Origin of the sequence: Pseudoclavibacter soli DSM 23366, from assembly GCF_000423505.1 — a bacterium.
GTDB lineage: Bacteria > Actinomycetota > Actinomycetes > Actinomycetales > Microbacteriaceae > Pseudoclavibacter_A > Pseudoclavibacter_A soli.
Genome location: NZ_AUIC01000003.1, coordinates 416,027 through 433,898, shown reverse-complemented (window position 1 = coordinate 433,898; position 17,872 = coordinate 416,027). Strand labels below are relative to the sequence as shown.

General features: G+C 63.1%; 14 protein-coding genes. 7 read left to right on the top strand and 7 right to left on the bottom strand.

What is annotated here, in order from left to right; genetic code table 11:
• Positions 1–4 precede the first annotated feature (4 nt).
• Complete coding sequence (locus G557_RS11070) at positions 5–307, bottom strand: helix-turn-helix domain-containing protein (protein ID WP_036960299.1); 303 nt, start codon at positions 305–307, stop codon at positions 5–7.
• 95 nt (positions 308–402) lie between these two features.
• On the opposite strand from G557_RS11070, the gene G557_RS0102010 reads away from it, so the two are divergent.
• From G557_RS0102010 to G557_RS0102000, 3 genes are read left to right on the top strand one after another with little or no spacing between them, the layout of a single operon-like run.
• Positions 403–1,107, top strand: a complete 705-nt coding sequence (locus G557_RS0102010; protein WP_051224122.1) for an N-6 DNA methylase — start codon at positions 403–405, stop codon at positions 1,105–1,107.
• A gap of 14 nt (positions 1,108–1,121) precedes the next feature.
• Positions 1,122–2,786: an Eco57I restriction-modification methylase domain-containing protein gene (locus tag G557_RS0102005; protein ID WP_028244758.1), complete on the top strand. Its 1,665-nt coding sequence runs from the start codon at positions 1,122–1,124 to the stop codon at positions 2,784–2,786.
• Entirely contained in the window at positions 2,779–5,409 is a 2,631-nt protein-coding gene (locus G557_RS0102000; protein ID WP_245542746.1) for a restriction endonuclease, read from the top strand. Before G557_RS0102005 ends, G557_RS0102000 begins: the two co-directional genes overlap by 8 nt.
• Before the next feature lie 16 nt (positions 5,410–5,425).
• Here the strand turns inward: G557_RS0102000 and G557_RS0101995 are convergent, their stop codons facing one another.
• Positions 5,426–6,484 carry a YdcF family protein gene (locus tag G557_RS0101995; protein WP_051224118.1) on the bottom strand — a complete coding sequence of 353 codons (1,059 nt, stop codon included), beginning with the start codon at positions 6,482–6,484 and terminating at the stop codon, positions 5,426–5,428.
• 82 nt (positions 6,485–6,566) lie between these two features.
• Between G557_RS0101995 and G557_RS0101990 the strand changes: the two genes are divergently transcribed.
• Positions 6,567–7,931, top strand: coding sequence for a DNA recombination protein RmuC (locus G557_RS0101990; RefSeq protein ID WP_028244755.1), 1,365 nt, complete (start codon positions 6,567–6,569; stop codon positions 7,929–7,931).
• 11 nt (positions 7,932–7,942) lie between these two features.
• Here G557_RS0101990 and glpX read toward each other — a convergent pair whose 3' ends face one another.
• Positions 7,943–8,923, bottom strand: coding sequence for a class II fructose-bisphosphatase (gene glpX, locus G557_RS0101985; protein WP_028244754.1), 981 nt, complete (start codon positions 8,921–8,923; stop codon positions 7,943–7,945).
• Between the two features lie 241 nt (positions 8,924–9,164).
• Here glpX and typA point away from each other — a divergent pair, with 241 nt between their 5' ends.
• Positions 9,165–11,072 (top strand): translational GTPase TypA, encoded by a 1,908-nt coding sequence (gene typA / locus G557_RS0101980; protein WP_028244753.1) that lies wholly within the window; start codon positions 9,165–9,167, stop codon positions 11,070–11,072.
• A 76-nt stretch (positions 11,073–11,148) separates the two neighbouring features.
• On the opposite strand, the gene G557_RS13620 is transcribed toward typA, so the two are convergent.
• From G557_RS13620 to G557_RS11065, 4 genes are all read right to left on the bottom strand, one after another.
• On the bottom strand, positions 11,149–11,514 hold the full coding sequence (locus tag G557_RS13620) for a heavy-metal-associated domain-containing protein (protein ID WP_028244752.1): 366 nt from the start codon (positions 11,512–11,514) through the stop codon (positions 11,149–11,151).
• Between the two features lie 144 nt (positions 11,515–11,658).
• On the bottom strand, positions 11,659–12,945 hold the full coding sequence (locus tag G557_RS0101970; protein ID WP_051224112.1) for a citrate synthase: 1,287 nt from the start codon (positions 12,943–12,945) through the stop codon (positions 11,659–11,661).
• A gap of 141 nt (positions 12,946–13,086) precedes the next feature.
• The gene (dapC, locus tag G557_RS0101965) at positions 13,087–14,193 is read right to left on the bottom strand and encodes a succinyldiaminopimelate transaminase (RefSeq protein WP_028244750.1); all 1,107 of its coding nucleotides are present in this window, start codon (positions 14,191–14,193) and stop codon (positions 13,087–13,089) included.
• Positions 14,194–14,228: 35 nt separating this feature from the next.
• On the bottom strand, positions 14,229–15,539 hold the full coding sequence (locus G557_RS11065; RefSeq protein WP_051224108.1) for a PIG-L family deacetylase: 1,311 nt from the start codon (positions 15,537–15,539) through the stop codon (positions 14,229–14,231).
• Positions 15,540–15,686: 147 nt separating this feature from the next.
• On the opposite strand from G557_RS11065, the gene efeU reads away from it, so the two are divergent.
• Both efeU and efeO read left to right on the top strand, forming a co-directional pair.
• The gene (gene efeU / locus G557_RS11060; protein ID WP_084626912.1) at positions 15,687–16,553 is read left to right on the top strand and encodes an iron uptake transporter permease EfeU; all 867 of its coding nucleotides are present in this window, start codon (positions 15,687–15,689) and stop codon (positions 16,551–16,553) included.
• Between the two features lie 101 nt (positions 16,554–16,654).
• The gene (gene efeO / locus G557_RS0101950; protein WP_028244749.1) at positions 16,655–17,857 is read left to right on the top strand and encodes an iron uptake system protein EfeO; all 1,203 of its coding nucleotides are present in this window, start codon (positions 16,655–16,657) and stop codon (positions 17,855–17,857) included.
• Positions 17,858–17,872: the final 15 nt, after the last annotated feature.

Here is a 17,872-nt window from a genome sequence, read left to right as displayed (position 1 = left end):
CAGGTTACCCGCGTGCCGCGCCTCGGCGCGGAGCGTCGGCAGGCAGCTCAGCCTGCACTCGCGTGGAGGGAAACATATCGACCGTCACGCCGTCGAGCAGGTCGCCGGGCTTCGCGTCCAGTGCTTCAGCGATGCGCACGAGTGAGAACAGACTCATCAGCGCATTGCCGTTCTCATACGACCGAATATTCGCTGCATCGATGCCGCTGTGCTCGCTCAAGTCGTCTTGGGTCCACTGCAGGCTTGCCCGGCGAGACCGGATTCTCTCGCCGATCGCACGGGCAGCAGCAGACGGAACACGGGCCATTCCACCAGATTCGCCGCGACCCGCAGCGTGCGCCAGTGTACTAATACCCGGCGCGCCGCCAGCTCAGCGTGACCGTGTACTAATACCCTGTCCGTGTGAAACGCGGACAGGCAGACGATCAGGCAGCCGAACCTGAGCGTCTCGTGCGCACCCGCAAGCGCGTGGCCGATCACGGTGAGGTGTTCACACCTAAGTGGTTGGTGAGCGACATGGTCGACCTCGTCGGCGACGAGGCTGAGCGCGTCGACTCGCGCTTTCTCGAGCCGGCCTGCGGGTCGGGCAACTTTCTCGTCGAAGTGCTTGAGCGACGGTTGTCGGCCGTGCGCCGCACGCATCCTCGCAGCCAATTCGAGCGCAGTCAGGCCTCTCTGCTGGGGCTCATGTGTCTCTACGGCATCGAGCTTCTGCCTGACAACGTCGCCGAATGCCGCACGAATCTGCTGCAGGTCTTCGCCACTGCGCTGCACCTCAGCACTGACGACGAACTCGCGCGCGCGGCTCGGGCAGTGCTCGAGGTCAACATCGTGCAAGGGGATGCGCTGGCCATGACAGATGCCAACGGTCACCCTCTCGTGCTGCCCGAGTGGGCGTATCTCGGGCGCGGCAGATTCCAGCGGCGCGACTTCGCCTACCGCGAGCTCACTCAGCGATCGCTGTCGGCAGGAACGCTCTTCGACGTCTTCGACGACGATGCCCTGTTTGCGCCCGAACGCACCTGGCCAGTGCTGAAGGTCAGCGACATCGCCGACCTGGCCACACCTGCCAGCAGCGCCACCAACATCAGCCACGCCGACAAATAAAGGGGACAGACATCATGGGGGAGAAGGCGGCGTTCGCGCTCGCGGGGCACAATCCCGACGTACTCACCTGCATTGCGAACCTCTCGAATGACGAGGTGTTCACTCCGCCCGAGTTCGCCGACGAGATGCTCGACACGCTCGCCGAGGCTTGGGCAGCCGACCATGGCGGCGCGAGCATCTGGGCCAACCCTGAGGTCACCTTCCTCGACCCATGCACAAAGTCGGGGGTGTTTCTGCGCCAGATCACGAAACGTCTGGTGGATGGCCTGGTCGAGCAGATCCCGGATCTGCAGCAGCGTGTCGATCACGTGCTCACCAAACAGGTGTTCGGCATTGGCATCACGCAGCTGACGGCATTGCTTGCTCGGCGCAGCGTGTACTGCTCGAAGAATGCGACCGGGCCGCATTCGATCGCCCACGGTTTCGATCGTGAATGGGGCAACATCTGGTTCGAACGCACCGAGCACGACTGGGTGCAGCGCAAAACCGAGCGTCGTGCACACCCGCTGACGGGGGATGACCAGCGCATTGAGCTGGAAGGCACCGGACGTTGCCGATTCTGTGGCGCATCCGAGGCAGCGTATGCACGCGGAGACGTTCGCGAAACCCACGCCTATGACTTCATCCACAGCGATGACATCGAAGTTCAACTGGCCGAGCATTTTGGAGCAGACATGCAATTCGACGTGATCATCGGTAACCCGCCGTATCAGCTTTCGAAAGACGACGCAGGACAGAATGTTGGGGCGATTTACGACCGCTTCGTCGAGCAAGCAGTCGAACTTGAGCCGAAGTTCCTAATCATGGTCATTCCTGCACGGTGGATGGCCGGAGGCAAGGAGACAGGCAATCTGGGGCGTTTTCGCGACTGGATGCTCAACTCTCGGCAGCTTCAAGTGCTAGTCGACTATCCCGTGTCAAAAGAGGTGTTCACCGGGGTCGACGTCAAAGGGGGGATCTGTTACTTTCTATGGAATTCTTCGCATCACGGAGGTGTGCAAGTCAAGTCAGTGCGTGATCATGAGGCTTCCCCATCGATGATGAGGCAGCTTAACGAGTTCGACGTATACATCCGAGAGCCTCGTGCTGTGCAGATCCTGCGCAAGGTGGCCAGTCATGGTGAGTCTTCTTTTAAAGGCAAAGTGTCATCGCGAGATCCTTTTGGTCCCGTTCTTGGATCTAAATTCACCGACTATAGGCGCACTCCAGCAGCCGGTGACGTGCAGCTGTATTTCAATCTTGATGGTAAGCGCGATCGCGCATGGGCAGATAGAGCCGCCGCCACGAAGAATCAGCAGCTCATCGATGCCTGGAAACTTCTCGTGCCTGAAGCGGCATCTGACGGAGGGCAAAAAGTTCCTGACATTGTCTTGGGAAAGCCAATAGTTGCTGCTCCACCGTCATTGGCCACTTTGACATACCTCACAATTGGGCCATTCCAAAGTGTAGATGAAACACGAAATGCCCGATCCTACTACTGCACGAAGTTCTTCCGGTTTCTGGTGTCTCTACGGAAGATTACCCAGCACGCGCCTCAAAGCGTATATACGTTTGTCCCCACCCAAGACTTCTCGCGCCCGTGGACCGACGCCGACCTCTACGCCAAATACAGCCTGACGGATGACGAGATTGCCTTCATCGAAAGCATGATCCGCCCGATGGAGGTCGAGAATGACTGACCAGACAGCGGCCGCGCACTCGCCCGAACACTCGCTCGGGCACACCACCGATGCGGCTGATGCCGTGCTGTTGCCAGCCAAGCCGAGTGTGCATCCACACATATACGCGTGGTCATCACCTGAGGTCGCCGAGCGCTGGCGCGGGTGCCTGAAAGTCGGGCAGACCACTCGAGAGGTGAATACGCGCATCATCGAGTCGCAGGGGCAGGCACGCGTGAACTACGTGCTTGAAGTAGATGAGTCTGCGGTGCGTGAAGACGGGCGGGTGTTCACCGATACCGAGGTGCGACAGCGGCTGATCGACAAAGGTTTCGAGAACGTTGTGTTCGAATCGAGCCGGGAGTGGATGCGTTGTACCGCCGATGACGTGCGCACCGCCATCGCCGAACTGCGTGCCGATCAAACCTTCTCAGGCACGCATCATGCCACGTTCCGCATGCGTGATGAACAACGGGCCGCGGTCAGCAAGACGCTCGACTACTTCGAGTCGGTCTGGGATCAGGATGAGGATGCCGTGCCCGAGTTCTTGTGGAATGCGAAGATGCGCTTCGGCAAGACGTTCACCGCTTATCAGCTGGCCCGTCGCATGGGGGCTAAGCGTATTCTCGTGGTCACTTTCAAGCCCGCGGTCGAAGATGCGTGGGGCAACGACCTCGCCTCGCACACCGACTTCGACGGCTGGCAGTACTACTCGCGCGCCACCGGCGGTGATCCCCGGCAGGCGGACCCGCGTGTGCCGCTGGTGTATTTCGGGTCGTTCCAAGATTTGCTGGGGCGCGATGCTGCGGGCAACTTCAAGGCCCGGCATGAGTGGTTGCATGACGAGATGTGGGATCTCGTGATCTTCGATGAGTACCACTTCGGCGCATGGCGCGACACGGCCAAAGAGCTGTTCGAAGGCGAAAGCGACGTCGATCGTCGCCGCGCTGAGGCACAGGAGTTCACCCGCGACCACGCGACCTTCGCCGACGAGCTCGAAGAGCACGGTCACGACGAAGACACCTTCGTGCCGATCGCTACGCGCGCCTATCTCTACCTCTCGGGCACGCCGTTCAAGGCGCTCGCCACCGGACGTTTCATCGAGGAGCAGATCTTCAACTGGACGTACACCGACGAGCAACGCGCGAAGGCAGAGTTCGCGGTGCGACATCCACACGATGACAACCCCTACGCCTCATTGCCTGAGATGCGGCTGCTGACTTATCAAATGCCCGATGAGCTGATCAACGTCGCCAATCAGGGCGAGTTCGACGAGTTCGACCTGAACGCCTTCTTCGAGGCGACCGGCGAAGGTGACGACGCCGAATTCGTGCACAAAGACGACGTGCAGAAGTGGCTCGATATCATCCGTGGTCAGTATGCGCCGACCCAGGCCGCCGACCTCAAACGCGGGTCGAGACCGCCGTTTCCGTACTCTGATGTGCGCCTGCTGCCCTACCTGCAACACTCGCTGTGGCTGCTGCCGCGGCGCAACTCGTGTGCCGCGATGCAGAACCTGCTGGCCGAACGGCAGAACGTGTTCTGGCACGACTACACCGTGGTCAATGTCTCGGCGCCGGGCATCGGCGTCGGCCTCGACGCGCTGCCACCCGTTCGCCAAGCCATCGGCAACGGTCTCGAGACCAAGACCATCACGCTCACCGTGGGCAAGCTGACGACAGGCGTAACCGTGCCGCAGTGGTCGGCGATTCTCATGCTGCGCAATCTGCAGGCCCCCGAGACGTACTTTCAGGCGGCGTTCCGGGTGCAGTCACCGTGGACCATCCGCAATCCGGAGGGCGACGATCCGAAGCGCGTCGAAATTCTCAAACCGGCCTGTTACGTATTCGACTTCGCGCCGACCAGGGCACTGCGGCAGATGAGCGATTACGGCATCGGTCTCGCTCCAGAAGAAAACAACCCTGAGCGTGCCGTTGCTGATCTGGTTCGCTTTCTGCCGGTGCTTGCCTACGACGGTTCGAATATGACCCGGGTGGATGCCGGCGGCATTTTAGACATCGCGATGTCGGGTACCTCGGCCACGCTGCTGGCTCGTAAGTGGGAGTCTGCGATTCTCGTAAACGTCGACAACCTGACGCTTGCCAAGATCATGAGAGACGACGCGGCGATGAACGCGATCATGAAGATCGAGGGGTTCCGCGCGCTTGGCAGCGACGTGTTCGAGACCGTGGTCAACCGCAGCGAGGCATTGAGCGAGAGCAAGCGCAAACAGAGCGACGAGGCGTCGAAGAAAGAGAAGAAAGAGCTGAGCGCAGAAGAGAAAGAAGTGCGCTCCAAACGCAAGCAGATCCAAGAGAAGCTCATCAAATTTGCCACGCGCATCCCGGCATTCATGTACCTCACTGACTACCGGGAGAACAGTTTGAAAGACGTGATCACCAAGATCGAACCGCAATTGTTCGAAGCGGTGACCGGTCTGACGGTCGCAGACTTCGATCTGCTGGTCGCGCTCGGCGTGTTCAACAGTGCGCATCTGAATCAGGCGATCTTCGCTTTCCGACGCTACGAAGACGCCTCGCTGAGCTACACCGGCATCGCCTCACATGCCGGGCTGCGCCATTACGGGCTCTACGACACTGTCGTGGCCAAAGACTCGCTCGAGACAGAAGGCGTCATCGCCTGAACGTGGCCAGATCCGGTCAGTTTCCGCTCAACAGCGTACCCACACCGATCAGCAACACCCCGATGCCAGCCAACAGCGGCAGCAGGCTGAGCGAGATCATCACCACGTTCAGGCGTCGATGGTCGCGCATCACGGCGAGGTATTCGCGCATCACGGCGCTGGGCCGGTAATACCCGGCGGTGCGGCCGCCTACGGCGTCGCCGGCGATGCCCAGCCTGCGCAGCAGCAGTGCCCCTCGAAATGCGTGATAGTCGCTGGTGGCCACCGCGACTGGAGTCGTCGTCTGCCCGGTGCGCTCGGTGAATCCGTCGAGCACCTCGCGGGAGAAACGCAGATTCTGCTCGGTATTGCGCGATCGGTCTTCGAGCAGCACGGCATCGTCGGGCACGCCAAGCTCGTGCACACGCTCGGCCATCGCCTGGGCTTCACTGTGCGGTTCGTCGGGGCCCTGCCCGCCAGACACCACCAGCACCGGCGCGCGGCCGGTGGCGCGCTCGCAACGTTCGCGAACATCCTGCGCTGCTCGCAGCCGCGCATCGAGCAACGGGGTCACCTTGCCGTCGATCAGCCCGGCTCCCAGCGCAATCACGGCATGGGCACGCAAGGATCGCCGCCTCGCCACGGCCCGATACACCTGCGAATACAGCAGAAAAGCGGTGAAGCCCACGGCCACGTACAACAGCGGTGGCAGTACGAGCAGCAGCCAGGCGAGCAGCTGCGGCGAGTCTGCCAGCACAGCGGTGACCGACAACGCGAGGTACCCGAGCATGCCGAGGCCGAGCAGCAGCGAGAGGAGGTTCGCTACCGTGCGCTGCTCTCGCCGCAGCATGGTCACTCCGTTGAGCAGCAGGTAAGTGGTGAGCGCCAGAACGAGCAGCAGCGCGGTCGCGAAGCCGCCGAGCACCACCCAGCCGCGCAGACTCATGACGTCTTCGGTCTGGTCGGGCAGCAGTGCGATGACAGCCGGTACAGCCAGCAGCACGGCGAGCAGCCACAACACTCCGATGCTCAGGCGCCGAGGGTCGCGCAGAAACAAGCCGAGGTCGATCACAGCCAGCACGATGGGAACGATCACGGGGCAGCCCTCTCTTCGTACACAGGCTAGCAAGCGGGCGAGCATGTGCTGCGGTGTCAGTGGGTGGTGTCAGACTGTCGGCATGAACGATGTGCTCTCTGGGTTTCTCCTTGGCCTGTTGCTCGGGCTCGTGCTCGCCGCGATCTCCGCAGCAGTGGCTTGGCGCCTGCGCGACCGCCGTGGCGACGGCTCTGGGCTTGCGCCCGCGCAGGTGCAGCAGCTGCTTGGCGATGTGCAGCAGGCACAGCGCGATCTCGCCGAGGTGCGCGTTGCAGAGGCCACTGCACGCGCCACCGCGGTGCAGCTGGGCTCTCGGGTCGAGGGGCTCGAACAGCAGTTGTCCGCTGAGCGCATGCAGTGGCAGCAGCGTGAACGCGAGGCCGTTGCTGCCGAGCGCACTCGTGCCACCGAGGCGGCAGAACGGCAACGGCAACAGGCTGAGGCGCAGCAGCTGAGGCTGCGTGAGCAGGGGCAGGTGCTGCAGGCGCTCGCACCGGTCTCTGACACTCTGCAGGTGCTGCAGCGCAAGGTCAGCGACCTCGAACGTGACCGGGCTCAGCAATACGGGGCACTGGCCGAGCAGATGAAATCCGCACGCGATGGCGAGCAGCAACTGCGGGCCACCACAGAGTCGTTGGCCTCGGCGCTGCGTTCCAACAGTGTGCGGGGCGTGTGGGGTGAGACGCAGCTGCGTCGCGTGGTCGAGGCTGCTGGTCTGCTGCGGCAGGTCGACTTCGCCGAGCAGCAGCCCGTCGAACACGAGGGCAGGCAGGGCCGAGTCGACATGGTGGTGCACCTGCCCGGCGACAAGTATCTGGCCGTCGACGCCAAGGTGCCGTTCAACGCCTATCTTGAGGCCAGCCAGATTCCGCTGACCGCCACCGGAGCCGAAGCCGAGCGGCGCGCTCGACTGCTCGGTGAACACGTCAAAGCCGTTCGCGGGCATATCGACGAGCTCGGGCGCCGCGAATACTGGGAGGCTCTCGGCAACAGCCCTGACTTGGTCGTTGCGTTCATCCCCAGTGAGTCGTTGCTCTCAGCGGCACTCGAGACCGACCCGTCATTGCTCGACTACGCGTTCTCGCGCAACGTCGCACTCGCCAGCCCGGTCACGCTGTGGTCGGTGCTCAAAACGGTCGCATTCTCATGGCAGCAGCAGGTGCTCACCGAAGATGCGCAGCAGTTGTTCAGTCTGGGCCGCGAGCTCTATACCAGGCTCAGTCGCCTGAGCGACCTCAACGAGCGCCTGCGGCGATCCATCGAGTCGACTGTCAAGAGCTACAACGCCTTCTCGTCAAGCCTCGAGCGCCGGGTATTCGTCACCGCACGACGCCTCGATGGGGCGCAGATGCCAGACAAAATCATTGCCGAGGCAAAACCAATCGACGAGCCGCTGGCACAGATCACTGCACCAGAGCTCGTCGATCGAGAAGCGTCAGCAGACTGAGCTGCGAAGGCTCAGAACCACTTGGAGGCGCGGTGTTCGGCCTCGATGTTGCGAATCGTGCCCGACTTCGAGCGCAGCACGATCGAGTGGGTACGAATGTAACCCTCGCGCGGCCCCTTGACACCCTTGAGCAGCACGCCATCGGTGACGCCGGTGCCCACAAAGTAGGTGTTGTCACTGGCCACAAAGTCATCGATCGAGAGAATGCGGTCGAGCTTGTCGCCCAGGCCGGCATCAATCGCGCGCTGGCGCTCAGTGTCGTCTTTCGGAGCCAGACGCCCCTCGAAGAAGCCGTCGAGCGCCTTGAGCGCTGCAGCAGTGATCACGCCTTCGGGACTGCCGCCGCGGCCGAGCAACAGGTCGGCGTCAGAGTGCGGTGACGCAGCAAGGATGCCGCCGACCACGTCGCCGTCGAGAATCAGGTTGGTCTTGGCGCCGGCGGTGCGAATCTCGTCGATCAATTCGGCATGGCGCGGGCGGTCGAGCACGACGACGGTGAGGTCGCCGATCTTCTTGTTCTTGACCCGGGCCAGCTCTTTAAGGTTGTCGGCGACGCTGAGGTCGAGTGACAGCACGCCCTTGGCCTCGGGGCCGGCAGCGATTTTGTCAGAGTAGAACACGCTCGAGGCGTCGAGCATGCTGCCGCGATCAGCCACGGCGATGACCGACACCGCGTTGGGGCGCCCGGCGGCAGTCTGCGTGGTGCCGTCAATCGGATCGACGGCGATATCGGCCTGTGGGCCGGTGCCGTCGCCCACATGCTCACCGTTGAAGAGCATCGGGGCTTGGTCTTTCTCACCCTCGCCGATCACCACCACGCCATCGAAAGACACGGTGTGCAGGAAAGCGCGCATGGCGTTGACGGCGGCACCGTCGGCCTCGTTCTTCTGCCCGCGGCCTACCCATGCAGACGCACGGATCGCGGCCGCCTCAGTGGCGCGCACGAGCTCAAGCGCGAGGTTGCGGTCGGGCTGCTGTGACTGGTCAGTCATACAAAGACTCCTTGAATCGGTCGCCCGTCTTTCAGGCGGCACATCTGCTCACATCTTACCCGCCCATGTGCGCGCGCTGGGGCAGAGAAACATGCGCATTATGCCCCATCTGTTCGCCATGGGCAGCCATCTGAACTAGAATGAATTGGCTCTCGATCTGTCTCGAGCGGCCCCGACGGTGTTCCGCCGCCGAATCCATGCATGTGCCACGGCTGGCACGAACACTCTGAGGATGAACCTGATGGCTCTAGTTTCGCGCGATGACCTTCGCAATGTCGCAATCGTGGCACACGTCGACCACGGCAAGACCACACTGGTCGATGCCATGCTCAAGCAGACGCACTCCTTCGATTCGCACGCCGAGGTCGAGGAGCGCGTGATGGACTCCAACGATCTGGAGCGCGAGAAGGGCATCACCATTCTCGCGAAGAACACCACGATCTTCTACAACGGCCCCGCAAGCGAGGGCAAAGACATCACCATCAACGTGATCGACACCCCCGGGCACGCCGACTTCGGCGGCGAGGTCGAGCGTGGCCTGTCGATGGTCGACGGCGTGGTGCTGCTGGTCGACGCGTCAGAGGGGCCGCTGCCCCAGACCCGTTTCGTGCTGCGCAAGGCGCTGGCAGCAAAGCTGCCGGTCATCCTGCTGGTCAACAAGACCGACCGCCCCGATGCGCGCATCGACGAGGTCGTCGAAGAGAGCCAAGACCTGCTGCTCGGCCTGGCTGGCGACTTGGCCGATGAGGTGCCCGATCTCGACGAAGATGCACTGCTCGACGTGCCAGTCATCTACGCATCCGGCCGCGCCGGTCGCGCCAGCTGGAACAAGCCCGCTGACGGCGAGCTGCCCGACTCCGAAGATCTCGAACCGCTGTTCGAGGCCATCATGAAGCACGTTCCGGCCCCCACCTACGACGACGCAGCACCGCTGCAGGCTCATGTCACCAACCTCGACGCCTCGCCGTTCCTCGGTCGTCTGGCGCTGCTGCGCATCTTCAGCGGCACGCTCAAGAAGGGCCAGCAGGTTGCGCTGATCCGTACTGACGGCACCCAGGAAAACGTCAAGATCACTGAGCTCCTCAAGACCAAGGCGCTCACCCGTGTGCCCGGCGAGAGCGCTGGCCCCGGTGAGATCGTGGCTATCGCGGGCATCCCTGACATCACCATCGGCGAAACCGTGACCGACCCCGAAGATCCGCGCCCTCTGCCGCCGATCACCGTCGACGACCCCTCGATCTCGATGACCGTCGGCATCAACACCTCGCCGCTGGCCGGCCGCGTCAAGGGCGCAAAGGTCACCGCGCGTCTGGTCAAAGAGCGTTTGGAGCGCGAGCTCATCGGTAACGTCTCGATCAAGGTGCTGCCGACCGATCGCCCCGATACCTGGGAGGTGCAGGGCCGCGGTGAACTGGCACTGGCCATCCTCATCGAAGAGATGCGTCGCGAAGGCTACGAACTCACTGTGGGCAAGCCACAGGTGGTCACCAAAGAGATCGACGGCAAGACCTACGAGCCCACCGAGCAGCTGACCATCGACGTGCCTGAAGAGCATCTCGGCGCCGTCACCCAGCTGCTTGCCGCTCGCAAGGGGCGCATGGAGAGCATGTCGAACCACGGCACCGGCTGGGTGCGCATGGAGTTCGTGGTGCCCTCGCGCGGCCTGATCGGTTTCCGCACGCAGTTTTTGACCGACACCAAGGGCACCGGCATCGCCAACACGCTGGCCGCAGGCTACGAGCCCTGGGCTGGTGAGATCAGCACGCGCACCAACGGCTCGATCGTGGCCGACCGCGCCGGTGTGGTGACGCCGTTCGCCATCACCAACCTGCAGGAGCGCATGTCGTTCTTCGTCAAGCCCACCGAAGAGGTTTACGAGGGCATGGTCGTTGGCGAGAACTCACGTGCCGAAGACATGGACGTGAACATCACCAAAGAGAAGAAGCTCACGAACATGCGCTCGGCCACAGCCGACACCTTCGAATCGATGACACCGAGCCGCGAGCTCACCCTCGAGGAGTGCCTCGAGTTCGCCCGTGAAGACGAGTGCGTTGAGGTGACTCCCGAGGCCATCCGCATCCGCAAGGTCAGCCTCGATGCCAACGAGCGTGCGAAAGAGGCCTCGCGCCGCCGCAACGCCAGCAAGTGAGCGCCTGACGCTCAGAGCGGGGGCCTGCGACCTCTTCGGTCAGCAGGCACCCGCTCTTTTTGTGAGCTAAAGGCCCTCAGCCGCGCGAGGGAAACGCCAGCTCGTAGCCAGCCTCTTCGACAGCAGCACGCACAGCCGCAGGGGTGACGCTGGCGCCGGTGACGTTCAACGTCGAAAGCCCCTCCGGCTGCAGGTCGATGCTCAGCCCTGCGATACCAGGGATGGCCGAGACCTCTTTGGTCACCGCACGCACGCAGTGCTCGCAGGTCATGCCCGACACGCTGTAGGTGATGGTGGGCTCTTCGTGCCCGTGCGCCGCTGCCGTCTGGTGCGCCGGTGCCGGGGCCTCGTCGTGGCCACCACAGGCGCAGCTGCCGCCGCTGCAGCAGCCCCCTTCGGCGCTGATGTCGGTGAGGCCGAGATCTTGATTCAGAAGTGACATGTCTGTGTGTCCTCTCGTTGGGGTACAGCTCTGAGAATATACCCCGATGGGGTATGAAGCAACAGGTGTCGGCGCACCTCTGGCGAGACGACGAAGGGCCCGAGTCTCACGACTCGGGCCCTTCGCAACGACGTTGGTGAGCGACTACTTGGTGGGGTAGTTGCGCTCAGTCTCGCCGAGGTAGAGCTGGTGGGGGCGCCCAATCTTGGTGGTCGGGTCGTCGTTCTGCTCACGCCACTGAGCGATCCAGCCGGGCAGGCGGCCGATCGCGAACAGCACGGTGAAGAACTTGGTGGGGAAGCCCATCGCCTTGTAGATGACACCGGTGTAGAAGTCGACGTTGGGGTAGAGGCGACGTGACTGGAAGTAGTCGTCGTTGAGGGCGACCTCTTCGAGCTGCATGGCCAGATCGAGCAGCGGGTCGTGCACGCCCAGCTCGTTGAGCACGGTCTCGGCGGTGGCCTTGACGATCTTGGCGCGCGGGTCGTAGTTCTTGTAGACGCGGTGGCCGAAGCCCATCAGGCGGATGCCGGCCTCTTTGTTCTTGACCTTCTCGACGAAGTCGGGGATGCTCAGCCCCTCATCGTTGATCTGCTGCAGCATGTGCAGCACAGCCTCGTTGGCGCCGCCGTGCAGCGGGCCGAACAGTGCGTTGATGCCCGACGAGATGCTCGCGAACAGGTTGGCCTGAGTGGAGCCGACCAAACGCACCGTCGACGTCGAGGCGTTCTGCTCGTGATCTTCGTGCAGAATGAGCAGACGCTCGAGGGCTTTGCTCACCACCGGGTTCACATCGTAGTCTTCGGTGGGCATGCCGAACGTCAGGCGCAGGAAGTTGTCGACATAGCCGAGGTTGTTGTCGGGGTACTGCAGCGGCTGGCCCAAGCTGCGCTTGAGCGCGTAGGCAGCGAGCACCGGGAACTTGCCCAGCAGACGGATCGTCGAGATCTCGACCTGCTCGTGATCGAAGGGGTCGAGTGAATCTTGGTAGAAAGTCGACAGTGCGCTGACGGCACTGGCGAGCACCGACATGGGGTGTGCCTCTTTGGGGAAGACATCGAAGTAGCGCTTGAAGTCTTCGTTGATCATGTTGTGGTGCAGAATGCGGTATTCGAAGTCTGCCAGCTCGTCGGCGCTCGGCAGCTCGCCGTAGATCAGCAGCCAAGCGACCTTGAGAAACGAGGAGTGCTCGGCGAGCTGCTCAATGGGGTAGCCGCGGTAGCGCAGGATGCCCTCGTCACCGTCGATGAAGGTGACCTTCGAGGTGGTCGACACAGTGTTTACGTACCCAGGGTCGAACGAGGTGAGCCCCGTCTGCTTGGTCAGCTTCGTGAAATCGATCGCATTGTTGCCTTGGGTCGACTCGAGAATCGGAAATTCTGATTCGCCATTGGGCGTGATCAACTTCACGGTCTGGTTCTGATCAGTCACTGCTTGTCTCCCTTACTGCGTGTGACTCCGTCACAGCGTTGTAGCACGGTACTCGTATCCTACGAGTCAATTGGCATGGCGCGAAATCGAATACAACTTTGTCCGGCACGTGTTGGAGACCCCTGACAGTGGGCCCCGGAATCACGCGGAAAGTCGCGCAGCGGCAGCGGCGATGTCTGCGTCGGTTGCGGTCAGCGACAGTCGCACAAAACGCTCCCCGGCCTCACCGTAGAACGCGCCGGGGCCGCCCACGATGCCGATGTCGGCGAGCGCACGCATCGTGTCCCAGCCGTCTTCGTCGCGGGTGCCCCACAAATACAGCCCCGCGCCACTGTCAGGGATGCGCAGGCCCCACTTCCGAGCGGCTGGCAACAGCACCTCGCGACGCTGGCGGTACACCTCGCGCTGCGCTGCCACATGTGTATCGTCACCGAGGGCCACAGCGAACGCCGCCTGAATGGGCACCGGCAGCGACAGCCCGAACTGCTTGCGCAGATTGACCAGCCCCTGCACGAGGTCGCGGTCGCCAGCAACCAGAGCCGTGCGATAACCGGCGAGATTTGACTGTTTGCTCAGCGAGTACATCGACAGCACGCCGCGCTGGTCGCCGTCGGTCACTGCGTCGTCGAGGATGCTCGGCACGTGATCAGCGGAGGTTCCCTCCCAGCCGAGTTCGGCATAGCACTCGTCTTGCACGATGATCGCACCGAGCTCGCGGGCGCGGGCGACCGCTGCACGCAGATGCGCGACGTCATGCACCACGCCGTCGGGGTTGCCTGGCGAGTTCAGCCAGATCAGTCGGGAGTTCTGCGGCCACTGAGCCGGGTCGTCAGCCGAGACGAGCTGGGCTCCGGTGGCCTCGGCGCCCACCGCGTATGTCGGGTAGTGCACGACGGGCTGTACCACCGCATCCGCCGGGCCGAGCCCCAGCCACAGCGCGAACTGGGCGATGAACTCTTTGGAGCCGATGGTCGGTGCGACCTGATCGATATCAATGGAGGCGCGGCGGCGACGCGCATACCAGTCGGCGATGGCTTGACGCAGCTCGGGTGTGCCGGCCGCGGTGCCGTAGCCGGGGGTGTCGGCATGCTCGGCAAGCGCGCGCTGGATGATCTCGGGCACAGGGTCGACTGGCGAGCCGATCGACAAGTCGATGGCACCCTGCGGGTGGGCCTGCGCGATGCGGCGCAGCGGCTGCACCTGGCCCCAGGGGTATGCGGCGGTCTCGGCGATCAGGTTGCGGGGCATGTGCGCTGCCTTTCTAAGTGAGTGAGCTGTGTGAATCAGTCGCGCCAAGCACGTGGCAGGGGCACGAAAGCCAGCAGAATCAGTGCGATGATGCCCCCGTAGAGCCAGAGATAGTCGATGGTCTTGGGGTAGAGCAGAATGCTGCCGCTGGCGCGCGGGCTGGCCAATACATAGAGCATGACGCTTGCACCCAACGCAAACCATGCCCCAGACCAGCGGCCCGGCAGTTCGACGCGCACCGCCAGGGTGCCGACGAGCAGGGCCACAGCCGACACGATCAGGCCATACGGGATGGCCGGGGTCGCCTCACCGGTCGGGTACCATGTTGCGCCGTGGCTCATGGTGGTGATCAGCGCCACGATGGCGCCGAATGCGACCAGTGCCACTGGGGTGAGCCATTGCCGTGCTGCAGCTCGCCAGCCAGTGGGGGCGGGGCGTGTGCGGGCCAGCTGCCAACCATCGATCAGGTCGTGTGCGGCGGCAGCGTCAACGGGCTGGGCGTGGCCGCCGATCTCGATGTAGCGCTCAGCGCTGGCGATGGGAGCGCCCGTGTGGTTGGAGAGTGCATAGCAGTCGCCCTCAAGTGTGAGCTGCGTGCGGTAGCACTGCATAGCGCGGCGCACTCGATCGCGGGTGCCGCGCACGTCGATGGTGGTGTCGATGTCGCGCGAGGCGACAGTCACACGGCGACCACCAGGCAGGGGAGCGAAGTCAGTGCGTTCACGAATGACGCGGGCATCGGCTTTGGCCTGGGCGCGGGTGCGCTCGACGGCGAACAGTGCGGTGGGATGCCATGCTTGGTCGTCGCGCCAAGCGTCAGCGAATGCACGTGCAGCTGCGCGATGCACCGCGACGTGGTCAGGGTGTCCGTAGCCGCCGAAGTCGTTGTACGTCACGATGGCCTGCGGGCGCACCTGCTGAATCACGGCCTGCAGGTCGTCAGCCACCTGCTGTTCGTCGCTGAGGCTCAGGGCATTCGCGGGTGCATCAGCGGCGGCAGCCGCGACTCCGGGGCGGGCCCAGCGCATGCCCGAGTCGCTGTATGAATGCAACGATGAGCCGGCACGGCGCGCGCCCGGACCGCCGAGCCAGCGATGATCGGTGACGCCGAGCTGGCCCATGGCTTGGGCGAGTTCTGCCTCACGCGCGGCGGCGAGTGCCGCTGGGTCTGCCTCAAGGTACTTCAGGCTCTGGGGAATGACCTCACCGCGCTCGCCACGCGTTGCGGTGACCACCGTCACGTCATCGCCGCGAGCGACGAGGGTGGCGATGGTGCCGCCGGTCACCAGCGTCTCGTCGTCGGGATGGGCGTGCACGAAGAGCACGCGACGTGGAGCGGATTCCATGGGCTCCATTGTCGCACCATCTGTGCGGAGCAGGTGCGGGTGACAGCCAGTGCCGCTGTGCGTGTTGGACATTCCCTGCCCAGATCGCGTATTCTGAAAGACAGCCAAGGGTAACCTTAGCGATCATCAGACGAATGGACTCTCTCGGTGAGTATTTTTGTGGGCACGTTCCTCATTGGCCTGCGTGAGGGGCTTGAAGCCGCTCTCGTTCTCGGCATCATCATTGCGTATCTGCGTAAGTCGCAGCGCGACGAGCTGGTGTCCAAAGTCTGGATCGGCGCGGTGCTGGCCATCGTGCTCTCCTTCGGGTTCGGCGCGCTGCTGACCTGGGGGCCCTACGGTCTCACCACGCAGGCTCAAGAGGCACTGGGGGGTGGCCTGTCTATTCTCGCAGTCGGTCTGATCACTTGGATGATCTTCTGGATGGCCAAAACCTCGGTCACCATTAAGCACGATATCGACGAGCAGGTGGAGTGCTCGCTGCAGAGCTCAGGGCGTGGGCTGGTCTTTCTCGCCTTCATCTCGGCCGGTCGTGAAGGCGTCGAGACGGCACTGTTCGTCTGGGGCCTCACCGGAGTGGGGGCCAATGCGCTGTGGGGCACTATCGGTGCTGTCATCGGCATTCTCGTGGCGGTTGTGCTCGGCATCCTCATCTACCGTGGCTTCGTCTCTATCGACCTCGGCAAGTTCTTCCTCTGGACCGGCGTGTTCCTCATCATCGTTGCGGCTGGTGTGCTGGGCTACGGCGTGCACGACCTGCAAGAGGCCAGCCTGCTGCCCGGTGTGAACGACGTCGTATTCAACATCGCGCATATCTTCCCCAACGGTGCGTGGTACACGGTGCTGCTGGCCGGCATTTTCAACTTCACTCCCGAGCCGAGCGTGCTGCAGTTCTGGGCCTGGCTCCTCTACCTCGTCATCACTCTGCCGCTGTTCGTCTGGTACCAGCGAAACGTGCAGAAGAGGCACCAAGCTGCTCGAGCTGCTCGTGCGGCAGCGGCGGTCAGCGAATAGGCAGACAGGCCTTCCCCAGCTGAGATATCGAAGGATTCCGGACGGCCTCTGGGCGACCCTGCCCATGTCAGAGCCGGTGCAACCGAAGAGAGAGAAGACAGATGAAGACACGCATCACCGCTGCCGCCGCCGGCACGGCCATCCTGGCCCTCGGGCTCTCAGGGTGTGTCGCGAACACGGGCGATTCAGAGGCCATCAAGGTCTCGATCACCGACGACACCTGCCAGCTCTCGACTGACACTGCGGTCAGCGGCAACGTCGAGTTCACCCTGGTCAACAACGGCAGCCAGGTCAACGAGTTCGAGATCCTGGCCGAGGATCAGCTCCAGATCGTTGCAGAGAAAGAAAACCTGCCGACCGGCGGTGCTGAGACCAAGTACGTTGCTCAGCTGCAGCCGGGCACCTATTACACGCTGTGCAAGCCAGGTCTGGTTGGGGCTGGCGTGGGCAAGGCCCAGTTCACGGTCACCGGTGACGAGGTCGAGGTTGATGCCACCGAGCAGGCAGCGATCGACAGCTACACTGCCTATGTCAAGAGCCAGGCCGGCCAGCTGCTGACCGCCACGGAGACCTTCGTCGAGGCGTACAAAGCTGGTGACACCGAGAAGGCCAAGGAGCTCTTCCCGCTGACCCGTCAGTACTACGAGCGCATCGAGCCAACTGCAGAGCAGTTCGGCGACCTCGACCCCAAGATCGACTATCGCCTGCCGGGCGCCGAAGAAGAGAGGCTGGAGTTCACCGGCTTCCACCGCATCGAGCAAGATCTCTGGCTTGACGAGGCACAGAAGAACTACCCCGACAAGAACCTGACGGCGCTTGACGCTGACGGGCGTGCCAAGCTGGGCGACCAGCTGCAGGCTGACATTCAGCAGCTCTACGATCTGGTCTACAGTGATGGCTTCTCGCTGAGCCTCGCCGACATCACCAATGGTGCCATCGGCCTGCTCGACGAGGTCGCCGCACCTGACGGCAAGCTGCCCGGCGAAGAAGACGAGTTCTCGCACACCGACCTCTACGACTTCTACGCCAACGTCGAAGGCGCGGAGCAGGCGTACAAGAGCGTGCGCAGCCTGGCCGAGGCAAAGGGCGACGAGGGCAAGCAGCTCGTCAAGACCCTCGACGACCAGTTCGCCAGCATGAAGGCTGCCCTCGAGAAGTACGGCAACTTCACCGACGGCTTCGTTGACTACAGCACTGTCACCCAAGAAGAGCGCAACACTCTGGGCGCTGAACTCAATGCACTGAGTGAGCCGCTGTCGACGCTGACCCACACCGTGCTCGGTGTGGAGCAGTCCGAAGAGTAACCAGCAGTTCTCAGT

Excerpts from the sequence above, each read along its gene's own strand:
- G557_RS0102005 (WP_028244758.1), top strand. The coding sequence starts at position 1,122 with ATGGGGGAGAAGGCGGCGTTCGCGCTCGCGGGGCACAATCCCGACGTA.
- G557_RS13620 (WP_028244752.1), bottom strand. The coding sequence starts at position 11,514 with ATGTCACTTCTGAATCAAGATCTCGGCCTCACCGACATCAGCGCCGAA.
- G557_RS11070 (WP_036960299.1), bottom strand. The coding sequence starts at position 307 with ATGGCCCGTGTTCCGTCTGCTGCTGCCCGTGCGATCGGCGAGAGAATC.
- typA (WP_028244753.1), top strand. The coding sequence starts at position 9,165 with ATGGCTCTAGTTTCGCGCGATGACCTTCGCAATGTCGCAATCGTGGCA.
- G557_RS11065 (WP_051224108.1), bottom strand. The coding sequence starts at position 15,539 with ATGGAATCCGCTCCACGTCGCGTGCTCTTCGTGCACGCCCATCCCGAC.
- dapC (WP_028244750.1), bottom strand. The coding sequence starts at position 14,193 with ATGCCCCGCAACCTGATCGCCGAGACCGCCGCATACCCCTGGGGCCAG.
- glpX (WP_028244754.1), bottom strand. The coding sequence starts at position 8,923 with ATGACTGACCAGTCACAGCAGCCCGACCGCAACCTCGCGCTTGAGCTC.
- efeO (WP_028244749.1), top strand. The coding sequence starts at position 16,655 with ATGAAGACACGCATCACCGCTGCCGCCGCCGGCACGGCCATCCTGGCC.
- G557_RS0102000 (WP_245542746.1), top strand. The coding sequence starts at position 2,779 with ATGACTGACCAGACAGCGGCCGCGCACTCGCCCGAACACTCGCTCGGG.
- G557_RS0101990 (WP_028244755.1), top strand. The coding sequence starts at position 6,567 with ATGAACGATGTGCTCTCTGGGTTTCTCCTTGGCCTGTTGCTCGGGCTC.